The organism is Paraburkholderia sp. RCC_158, from assembly GCF_041355255.1.
Lineage (GTDB): Bacteria > Pseudomonadota > Gammaproteobacteria > Burkholderiales > Burkholderiaceae > Paraburkholderia > Paraburkholderia graminis.
Genome location: NZ_JBFUPM010000019.1, coordinates 96,793 through 105,913, shown reverse-complemented (window position 1 = coordinate 105,913; position 9,121 = coordinate 96,793). Strand labels below are relative to the sequence as shown.

At 56.8% G+C, this 9,121-nt stretch carries 13 protein-coding genes; 1 reads left to right on the top strand and 12 read right to left on the bottom strand.

What is annotated here, in order from left to right; all coding sequences use genetic code 11:
• The first annotated feature begins 122 nt into the window (after window positions 1–122).
• The gene (locus AB6809_RS28155) at window positions 123–1,589 is read left to right on the top strand and encodes a UvrD-helicase domain-containing protein (protein WP_371027646.1); all 1,467 of its coding nucleotides are present in this window, start codon (window positions 123–125) and stop codon (window positions 1,587–1,589) included.
• A gap of 113 nt (window positions 1,590–1,702) precedes the next feature.
• Here the strand turns inward: AB6809_RS28155 and AB6809_RS28150 are convergent, their stop codons facing one another.
• From AB6809_RS28150 to AB6809_RS28095, 12 genes are all read right to left on the bottom strand, one after another.
• A complete protein-coding gene (locus AB6809_RS28150) occupies window positions 1,703–1,891 on the bottom strand; it encodes a hypothetical protein (protein WP_371027645.1) in 189 nt (62 codons plus the stop codon).
• Between the two features lie 16 nt (window positions 1,892–1,907).
• Window positions 1,908–2,153: a hypothetical protein gene (locus AB6809_RS28145; RefSeq protein WP_371027644.1), complete on the bottom strand. Its 246-nt coding sequence runs from the start codon at window positions 2,151–2,153 to the stop codon at window positions 1,908–1,910.
• A gap of 113 nt (window positions 2,154–2,266) precedes the next feature.
• Complete coding sequence (locus tag AB6809_RS28140; RefSeq protein ID WP_371027643.1) at window positions 2,267–2,875, bottom strand: hypothetical protein; 609 nt, start codon at window positions 2,873–2,875, stop codon at window positions 2,267–2,269.
• A gap of 350 nt (window positions 2,876–3,225) precedes the next feature.
• The gene (locus AB6809_RS28135; protein ID WP_371027642.1) at window positions 3,226–3,573 is read right to left on the bottom strand and encodes a hypothetical protein; all 348 of its coding nucleotides are present in this window, start codon (window positions 3,571–3,573) and stop codon (window positions 3,226–3,228) included.
• Between the two features lie 307 nt (window positions 3,574–3,880).
• Window positions 3,881–5,053: a helix-turn-helix domain-containing protein gene (locus AB6809_RS28130; protein ID WP_371027641.1), complete on the bottom strand. Its 1,173-nt coding sequence runs from the start codon at window positions 5,051–5,053 to the stop codon at window positions 3,881–3,883.
• Between the two features lie 31 nt (window positions 5,054–5,084).
• Window positions 5,085–5,342, bottom strand: a complete 258-nt coding sequence (locus tag AB6809_RS28125) for a hypothetical protein (RefSeq protein WP_371027640.1) — start codon at window positions 5,340–5,342, stop codon at window positions 5,085–5,087.
• A gap of 254 nt (window positions 5,343–5,596) precedes the next feature.
• Complete coding sequence (locus AB6809_RS28120) at window positions 5,597–5,860, bottom strand: hypothetical protein (RefSeq protein WP_371027639.1); 264 nt, start codon at window positions 5,858–5,860, stop codon at window positions 5,597–5,599.
• A gap of 13 nt (window positions 5,861–5,873) precedes the next feature.
• Window positions 5,874–6,059, bottom strand: coding sequence for a hypothetical protein (locus AB6809_RS28115; RefSeq protein ID WP_371027638.1), 186 nt, complete (start codon window positions 6,057–6,059; stop codon window positions 5,874–5,876).
• Between the two features lie 369 nt (window positions 6,060–6,428).
• The gene (locus AB6809_RS28110; RefSeq protein ID WP_371027637.1) at window positions 6,429–6,722 is read right to left on the bottom strand and encodes an H-NS family nucleoid-associated regulatory protein; all 294 of its coding nucleotides are present in this window, start codon (window positions 6,720–6,722) and stop codon (window positions 6,429–6,431) included.
• A 390-nt stretch (window positions 6,723–7,112) separates the two neighbouring features.
• Window positions 7,113–7,298, bottom strand: coding sequence for a hypothetical protein (locus tag AB6809_RS28105; RefSeq protein WP_371027636.1), 186 nt, complete (start codon window positions 7,296–7,298; stop codon window positions 7,113–7,115).
• 29 nt (window positions 7,299–7,327) lie between these two features.
• A complete protein-coding gene (locus tag AB6809_RS28100; RefSeq protein WP_371027635.1) occupies window positions 7,328–7,663 on the bottom strand; it encodes a hypothetical protein in 336 nt (111 codons plus the stop codon).
• Window positions 7,664–8,257: 594 nt separating this feature from the next.
• The gene (locus AB6809_RS28095) at window positions 8,258–9,115 is read right to left on the bottom strand and encodes a hypothetical protein (protein ID WP_371027634.1); all 858 of its coding nucleotides are present in this window, start codon (window positions 9,113–9,115) and stop codon (window positions 8,258–8,260) included.
• Window positions 9,116–9,121 lie beyond the last annotated feature (6 nt).

Genomic DNA, 9,121 nt, shown 5'->3' with positions numbered 1-9,121 from the left:
TTCGCGCCACGGAATGAGATAATGCAGGCCACTGCTTCTCCCGCTCCAACGAAGCACATCCGCGGCCCCCGAAACCACGACCAGGGCTTCCTAAAGCCAGTGCAACGGAGCGCTAAATCCAGATGGCTCGCTTTCTAAGCCCGACGTCAGAGCAGCAGAGGATCATTGACGCCGTCCCGTCGGGCGGCAAGCTGAAGATAAAGGCCTACGCTGGCGCCGGCAAGACGTCAACTCTTCGCCTTGTCGCGGATCGTCTTTCCCAACGGCGCGGGATGTATCTAGCCTTCAATCGTGAGATTGCCGAACAGGCGCGCCGCAGTTTCCCCTCGAACGTATCGTCGGGGACGATCCACTCTCTTGCTTACAGATCCGTCTCGCCCGATCTTGCAGCAAGGGTCAGCTACCCCGCGGAGCCACCGCACGAGCTTGCAGCGCGATTCGGACTTGCAGCGCTCGAGGTGCCTCTTTCGACGGGGAAGGCGGTTGAGCTCACGCCGTTCGAACTCGGCCGCATGGTTGTGGACGGCTTGGGGCGGTTCTGTCGTTCGGCCGATGCAGTGCCCGCCCCTGTTCACGTTCCAGTCGACGAGAAAATTGATCCGCGAGCCGCCGACTGGCTGCGAAGCGCCCTGCACCCATACGTTTCCCGGCTATGGGATGAGAGCAGGAACGTGAGAGGTCGCAGCGCAATTATTCCTGACGTCTACCTGAAAGTGTGGGCACAGAGTAGTCCGCGCATCGATTCTGACTTCATCCTGTTTGATGAGGCGCAAGACAGCGACGGCGTGATGTTGTGGCTCCTCAACCAGCAAACACACGCCCAGACAATTTTCGTTGGCGATCCGTATCAGCAGATCTACGAATGGCGTGGAGCAGTGAACGCGATGGCCCAGATCAGCGCACCTGAGTATGCGTTGACCGAGTCGTTCCGCTTTGGTCCTGCAATCGCCAGACTGGCCAGCCGGCTGCTCGCCTTGCTTGGAGAGAACGTTCCGGTTCGCGGGCAGGACGCGATCGGCTCCATAGGCGTCGATGATCCTTCGCTGTCTCCTCCGGTCGATGCGATTCTCTGCCGCAAGAATGTGTCCGCCATCTGGCATCTGGCCGCCGGCGTCGAATCGGGGCACAGGCCATCTATCCGTATGAGTCCGGCAGAGATCGTCGCTTACGCCGACGGCGCGGATGCATTGCTCGCCGGCCGCCGCGCCTATAAACCAGCGGCGTTCTCGCTCTTCGAGACGTGGAAGGACGTGCAGTCTTTTGCGAGGAGTGCAGTCGGAGCCGACCTCCTGCCTATTGTGCGTATCGTCGACGAGCTCGGTACGGACTACCTGCGCGCGCTATCGCAGCGGGTGGCCTCAGAGTCGAACAGTGATTACGTAATCTCGACGGTGCATAGAGCAAAGGGGCTTGAGTGGAAACGCGTCAAGGTGGTCAACGATTTCCTGTTCAAGTATGTCGACGGCCGACTGGCGGTAGACGAAGACGAGCTACGGCTGCTGTATGTCGCCATAACGCGCGCTCAACACCTGCTGGACATATCTGACCTGCGCGACGATCTGATGCGGCTACTTGCGCCGGGCCCTTGAACTCCCCTTATGGCGGCGTTGCTAATTTCTGGTGGCGATGCCGGCAGACTACGGCACGCGACCATAACCTGCCTGTCACGTGCGCTCGTAAGCATGCGCAATTTAGTTCGGTTTTAATTTCTCTTGGTCTCTGCGTCGGCCGCATCCGGGTCGGGAACGGCGACGTACCGGTGCGGCTCGCCTCGAATTGCCGCGCCGTTGTTGCCTTCACTGACCAGCGCGCGGGCCAAGCTTCTATCCACCACGTCATTGCGCACCAGGACGCGGCTGCCATCGGCCTCGATCGCCCAAATTTCGAACATAGCGTTTTCCGTGAGTTCAGTGCGGAAGGGTGCCAACCGGACGGCTCAGAAAGAGCGAGGCTCGGTCCAGAGAAATGAGGTCACGGGCGAGCTTTCGTCCTTGCTCGGCCCACCGACGAACCTCATGGAAATCGCCCTTGTTGAGAACTACCGAGAAGGCCACGAGGCCGCCGATAGCTTGCTCTTTGCTCAGCTTGCCTGCCTTGAAATCTTCGAGCAGATGACCGAAGAACGATTCGAGATTGATTTGATCTCTAGTCACGATTTTTTCCTACGGCCGTTGATCTGGCTGTTGCACGTTGGACCGTGCCGCCGCGCATATCCGGTCGCGACCGCACATCACGACGCCGTCACGATAGGAGGTCAGGGTTTGTCTTACTGCGGGAACTCGGTGCAAGTATTCAGATCCCGATTTGAGAAATCAAGCCACTCGCGACGTACATGCTTCACGATGTAGATGTCGGGGCCGGCTCGCGTCTCGCCGGGTTCCAATTGCTGGTGTCCAACGGTCCATAGATCATCGCCGTTCCCGTAGACGAGATCGATGACCCAATGCTTGCTGTCTACCGTCGTCCAGGCCTTCGGCTCCCTCTCTCGGGACACTGCAGTGCCGATCTTGCTCAAGGCCGATTTGATCGCAGGCAAAGACTGGTCCGTCTTCAAAACCAGATACGCTTGAGCGACAACGGCCGGCCGACTGTCAAGAATCTCCGCCATGGTCATTGTTGCTGGTTGCCCTTCAATGGAACACAAGCCCTGCGGAGACATGCCCATTTGCATGAACGTGGACACTTGGTACGTACAGTGGCCGAAGAGCGGAGGGCGTTCAGGTACCCTCTGAGATTTGACCTCAGGCAACTTCTTCAGTTGCGCCATATATGCGTCCGGGTCGGACGTTAGGGGCAAGCCCAACGGACACTCAGCGGCGATGGCATCGGACCACATCACGGCGAAACAAACAGACAAGATCAAAAGTCGTTTCATGATTTACTAGTTTCTGGGACGCGACGAGTTGCGAGCGCGCGTGATGGCGCGGTCACCCAGTTGTTGATGAGTGTTGACGTCCATATCGGGGTTGCTATCGATGGCTGCGACAACCCACAGTTCGTAGCGAGCGATGGCATCGCTTTCGGTCCACCCGTGCCGCACGTGCTGTCTAACAAAATCAGCCCTCGCCCTCTCGTCACTGCGCCGGAGCGAGCCGCCAGTTCGCGAGTAGACCGTGGGGATGAATCGCATGACGTTTTCCTTCGTTTAGGTGGCACGCTCCCAGTTCGCGCCGTTGTTTAAGTGGCGGGAGCGTGCCGGTAAAGCGATTTTCCGTGCTAGTTATTTCAGAAGCTGTCCGGGTCCGATTCGACCACAGGTGCTTCGGGCATACCGGGTTTGAGCAACACGCGGTAATGACTCATGGCGTCGAATTTCGGCTCTACGACCGGAGACCATGACTTGCCTTGAGCGCTGTATTCGACAGGGTAGCCGTCTTGATGCAATGCGAAGGTTAGAGCACGGACGCCCAGCTTGACCTGGCAGAACGGCTTATCGAGTTCTCTGTTCAACGACACGAGGGCCGCGCTGGAGCGAATGCCGCCGTCAACGTACAGCGTGAGAGTAAAGCCTGCGTTGTACGCATCCGAGCTAAACGTAACGAATTCGTTTTGGCCCTGTTGTTTTGCGGTCATGGCGCGATTTCCCTTGGTTCTATCCGGTTCAGACGGGATCGCTCATTTCGCATTCTGTGACGTGGTACACGAAGTGGCCGGTCGGTTGCCGGTTGTCGTTCAGTACCTCGACGTTCGGCCACTCCCGACACTCTTGGTCGTGTGCCGCATCGAACGAGCAGCGCGGGCATTCATACCGGCGCTCAGAGTCCAATGCGTCGATACGCCCTAGGTACGAGCCTTCCTCATCGTCGCGCAACAGAACAACGTCGCCAACGTCCCGCCTCTTGCACATCGTCGTTTCCCCAAATTTTCCGTGGTTTGAAAGTCAAGCTCTCGGTTGCCAGCGCCCGTCCTCGGAATACTCGAAACACCTATTCGCCCCGAACGCCTGCCACATCACATCAAGCAACGGTCTCGCGTATGCATCAACCTCGGCCGAGCCGACGTCATCAACCCAAAGGCGCGGCAAGAACATGTTGTCTCGGTCTGACGCAAAGCGATTGAACGAAAACGAACGACTATCGACGCCCAGCTCGTATCCGTCGACGCGCAAGAGCGCGCCGGCTATAACAGCGGGGCCGGATATTCCCTGCGTTCGGAAGCTCGTGAAAGCGATTTTCAGGGCATCGCGAAAGAAATTCGACGCCGTTGTTGACGGGATGATCTTGCGGTCGGCAAATGAGTGTCCGGTGAACGTCACCGCTTCGATTGCACCAGAACGGAACACTTGCAGATATGCATAATGACCATCTGCATCGGAGGGTGGGTGGACGACAAGGCCTTCAAGGTTTAGTGAACGCGATGCACCAGGCCATCCCGGAAGAATGTATTCCGAATACTTCCCGTCGTGCAAGCTCGCAACGTCCACGGCGGAAGCGTCAATACCCCTCCCCACTGGAATCACATGCAGCAAGCTTTGCGGGCCAGATATCAGTGGCCGAATTGCGTGCCCCTCCCGGATTGCCGCGACCCGCCCTTCCACGAATAGCTTGGCCTGCCCCGCCAATGACGCGTTCTTATCGAACGCGCTTCTCAGTTGATCATACGAGAGTTCAGAAGTGTGTGTACCGGTTCGCATGACGAATTTGCTATGTCCGTTGAGGTTGTATCGATGCGGACCATTGAACGATGCTGGAACGCGAACCGCGAGGACATAACCACCGCTCACCGAAATCCCACGCATTTGGACGCCGACGAGGCGAGGCTCAACGCCGGCGTCCAGCACCTGCGATAGCCTGCGCTGTAGATCGTCTACCGATTCATTCGTAACTGGAACTATGCTCGAAGCTACTCCACCATACTCGTCGATGCCGTAAAGCAAGTCGCCGCCGTTTCCGTTTGCGAACGCGCATACGTCTTTAAGAAACTCGCTTTTGCTGCGATCGTCTTTGCCTGGTATGGTTCGCTTGAAGTCTAGAGTCTGTGACTCAACCGCACGATCTTCGCAGAGCCGCTGGAGATCTTCTTCAGCCAAAGACGAAAGCGTGGAGTTAATCATATGTGCGTGTCTCCCGACCGTTTTCCTTGCCCTACAGGCCGTCGCCCGAAGTAAGAATGGCGGACACTTCGGCATTGGTGAGCCGCGGTGCTTCATATTCCCCCGCACTGCGGGCGTTCATGACTGCTGCCCTCGCCTCACGACTTTCCTCCGGCGTAATGAGCTTGAAGTCGTCCAGCGCGCCGATATAGCCTGACGCAAACTGTAGTGCAGCCTCGCCCTCTCGCCTGTCGGGCGCAGACCGAATGGACTCGACCAGCTTCCCGACCATTTCTTCGGTGTTCGGCATTTCGTGTTTCCTAATTTTCCTATACCTTTGAGGAACCGAAGATACGCGCCAACAATGAATAGGCCCTGGCGTTGGCTGAAATGGCCAAAAGCACGAGCATCCCGACTGTGCTGGCCGCCGGCCCGCTGATGTCACAGAGCAAAAGCGCTGCGCGCACGACTGCCCCCGCTGCAAGCGCCGTTACCATGAGGCAGATGCCGGCCGCGAGGGTTCTAGCAACTTCGCTCATTGGGTTTTCCGAGTTTCCGTGGCGATCAGGCTGTTTGGCCCAACATGCGCTTGATGGTTTGTTCGGTCTGAAAGAGTTCATCATCCGACCAACCGGGACGACGCCGAAGCGTCAGCATTTCCGAAAACAGCCGAAAATTCTCCTGGTCCAGTTTTTCCACGCTGCGCAGATCAATCTTGTTCTTCCCGCCGCGATAAAAACTCACAAACGCTTCGCCAAGGAATGTTGCGGCGTCACCGCCACCCTCAACGACCGTGATCAATTCTTGCAGCAGTTCTTTCGTTTGCATGGTTATGCTTTTCCTATTGGGCGCGTTCAAGATCGGCTTCGGTCAAAATGCGCTTACAATTCGGGCATGCCGGCCGGAGATGCGCGAACACTTCAGGCCAACCAGCCGCCGCACCTTCTTTGTTGAAAGTGCCACCGTCGAAGCCTTCAAGCGAGTAACTTTCCCAAGACGAAGAATACGGCGCGTCGTTCTCGCTCATCTTCACTGCGCCCGTGTGCCCACATGTGCAGGCGAGGGTGTATCTAGTTCGCATCGTCATGCTTTTTTCCTATGCGCTTGTGGCCGGTCGATGCTTGCGCATCAAGCGGTCATAGCGAACTACCGCAACTGCGATGTAGGCTCGCCCCACGGTGTGACCGATAAACGTATTCGAGCGAGAAGCCGAGAATGAATAGTGATCGCGCTCTTGTCCGTCCGCTTCCATGACCTTTCTGCGCTCCACGGCCGAGGAAAAATGCTCCCCGTGCCAACGATTCACTAGCGCTACACTCATCGCGGCCAGTAACGTAAGCAACGTTGCAATCGAAATAATCATCGTAGTCAGAGTCATCGCCTTGTTTTCCCTGGCTCAGCGATCGATCAAGAACTGTTCGCGCGACTGGCCTTTGATCCAAAGCGGCTCACGTCCCATGCCGCTCCACGTGGCACCGGACGCTGGGTCACGATACTTCGCCGGTTTCGTCCCAGGCTTCGGCCCGCGCTTTCCCTTCGGTTGAGCAAATACCTGCTCAGGCGTCAACGAATACTCGTTGATGATTTCGCAAACCTTTTCGATCGCAGCAGCAACTTCCTGCGCTTGCGCGGCATCGATTTGCCTTTGCAGTGCTTCACGTTGCTTAAGAAGTTCACGGTAACTTGCCACTCATTTCTCCAGTCTGTTCACTTGGTTGTTCCAGATGTGTAGTGCGACTTCTTGAACACGGCCACACCAGCTTTTCCTATGCGACGCGCGAACGCGCCTCCATCCATCCGACCGCGATGCCAAGTACCACCAGCAGAGCCGACGCAACACCCATCATCGCGAGCGCGGGCGTTCCAAGAGCAAAGCAAGGGGCGTATAACGATCCGCCATCGCAGTGCGGGGGCAATAAGAGCCCTGCGGCGACAGTAACCGCAGCGCCGACGAGACCCATAAAGAGCGACGCTGGGCCGAGTGCCCGACGAACGGAGATAGCTTGACCAGCCGACGAGGATAAAACAGCGAAGGCGATCCCAAGAGTGAACACAAGCGTATCCATGCTTTCCGATCCGGTCAGCTGGCTTCGCCCAACGACTTGACGATATCGCCCACGTAGGCGCTTTTACCGGAACCAATCGGGCCTGCAATGGTGATGGAACCGGCACTGCCAAAAATGCTGTCCAGCGTGGCTTGTGCGGCTTCGTCATAACCCAAGTCGGTCAGCGACTGCTGCGTCGTGTTCTTCGGTTGATCGTTCATTGCACACTTCTCCTAATTTTCCTTGACGTTCAATCGTCACCGCTTTTATCGGAAGCAGTGCGCGCCTGACTGTTCGCGGCCATCGCCGCTTCATACGTCATGTCATGCCGCCACGCCGTGAACCCGCCGCTCCCCCCGTCAATGGATGCGCCGAGTCGGGCAACCGTTTCATACGGCAGGCCGGTGCCTTGAGCCAATTCCATCCAAAAGTACACTTGTATAGGTAGCGTTTGCTCTAGCAGTAACTTGTTCGCATAAGCTTCAAGCACCGAAGCATCCCGGTTTTCACTGTTTGCCTTAGCCCTTTTTCTTGCGTCGGACCCGCGATAACCGTTGCGACGAACATGAACTGGATGCGTAACCATGGCTTTTTCCGTTGTCCTAGTGAGCGGGTGCGGACGATGCAGCCGTGACGACCGCAGCAGGCATCTGAACGATAGGCGTGTTGTCCTGTCTTCCATCCGCGCGAATCTTACCCGCCATACGAAGTGCCTGAAAAGGCCGCATACGCGGCCTGTAAGTCGATTTACGGTTGCCCGCCAGCGAGCGATTTCAGATACTCGCTAAACGCTCGCGCGTCATCACCACTCGACACGAGTAGTGAGAGACAGGACAAGTTGTCGGCAGTAAGCAACCTACGTCCCGACGTCACTACATCCTGCGCGCGTTGCAGCTTCTCCTCCACAGTGCCGACCCATTTCACCCAATCGGACAGTTGCTGGTACGTAAGCGCGTCGATGTCTAGGTCGCCCAGCTCTTTGCACTTCGCCTCCAGGTCCAAAATGAGGATGTCTCGGAGGTCAACCAAAGCTGAATCCAATGTTCTGTCGTCTTTGTCAAATCCTGCAAGGTCAGCGTCGGTTCCGCCGCGTCTTGAGGCAGTTGGTCAGTTGCCATGTCCTTCCTTAAATTTCGATGCGCCGTTTTCCAGTGCGGCGCGTTGCGGCGAATTTTCCGGTCTAACTTGCTGCTGGGGGTCCCTGATCGGCGGGATATGGGCGCGACATATGTTCGCCCGTCACACGCCACCGAGCCGCGATCGCCGTCGCATGAGAGTCTGCGGCTACCAACGCTGCACCATTCGTAAACAACCTGACGTGATCAGCGATAAAAAAACTAAGTATAGTGACAAGCATGCTCATCAACCCTCGCACCATTCGACGCTGTTGGTCCAGTTCAAGCGTCTGAGAGATTTGCAGAATGCTCAGCCAACTAGAATGCGAATAACCGCAGAGATACGCATACGCATTGCGAATATATTGAGGATGGAATCCGGCTCCAACACCGATCTCAACCCAAGATTTCCCGCCTCGCCACTCTCCGTTGAGGATCCGCTTCTGCGCCTGCTTATCACATTCCTTCCAGCGCATGTGGCTCTCAATTGCTGCCTTCAACTCTGCCTGTGACACCCTCTCGTCAGCGATTTTGCGCCTGCCTTGCTCCGTCGTCGGAACCATCTTCTGGCGGTCCGCAAACCCGCCGTACTTCCACAACAGATGTCGAAATCTTCGCGCGTCTATGTCGTCTTGCCCGTACACGTGAGCGAATGTCAGGTACGTCTCAAGAGCTGCGCGCGTGAGGACGAAAACCGAACTGTGATCGACATAAGGCTCGGACTCTAGTCCTCGCGATACGTACGGGACTGGGTTTGCTGCGTTTCGAATCGAACATAGATGCCGGTAAAACTTGATGGCAAGGACTTGCGCATCATTCACCCAGACAAGATCTGGAGGGATTGGCACTCCCGCCATTGTCTGGATCAGACTGGCAAAGAAGTCCAGTAATCTCTCGAAGTCATCATCGACGTCGAAATGCACGGTCGC

Bases quoted from the DNA above. Each gene is read 5' to 3' on its own strand.
- AB6809_RS28155 (WP_371027646.1), top strand. From the start codon at position 123: ATGGCTCGCTTTCTAAGCCCGACGTCAGAGCAGCAGAGGATCATTGAC.
- AB6809_RS28150 (WP_371027645.1), bottom strand. From the start codon at position 1,891: ATGTTCGAAATTTGGGCGATCGAGGCCGATGGCAGCCGCGTCCTGGTG.
- AB6809_RS28140 (WP_371027643.1), bottom strand. From the start codon at position 2,875: ATGAAACGACTTTTGATCTTGTCTGTTTGTTTCGCCGTGATGTGGTCC.
- AB6809_RS28135 (WP_371027642.1), bottom strand. From the start codon at position 3,573: ATGACCGCAAAACAACAGGGCCAAAACGAATTCGTTACGTTTAGCTCG.
- AB6809_RS28130 (WP_371027641.1), bottom strand. From the start codon at position 5,053: ATGATTAACTCCACGCTTTCGTCTTTGGCTGAAGAAGATCTCCAGCGG.
- AB6809_RS28125 (WP_371027640.1), bottom strand. From the start codon at position 5,342: ATGCCGAACACCGAAGAAATGGTCGGGAAGCTGGTCGAGTCCATTCGG.
- AB6809_RS28120 (WP_371027639.1), bottom strand. From the start codon at position 5,860: ATGCAAACGAAAGAACTGCTGCAAGAATTGATCACGGTCGTTGAGGGT.
- AB6809_RS28115 (WP_371027638.1), bottom strand. From the start codon at position 6,059: ATGAGCGAGAACGACGCGCCGTATTCTTCGTCTTGGGAAAGTTACTCG.
- AB6809_RS28105 (WP_371027636.1), bottom strand. From the start codon at position 7,298: ATGAACGATCAACCGAAGAACACGACGCAGCAGTCGCTGACCGACTTG.
- AB6809_RS28100 (WP_371027635.1), bottom strand. From the start codon at position 7,663: ATGGTTACGCATCCAGTTCATGTTCGTCGCAACGGTTATCGCGGGTCC.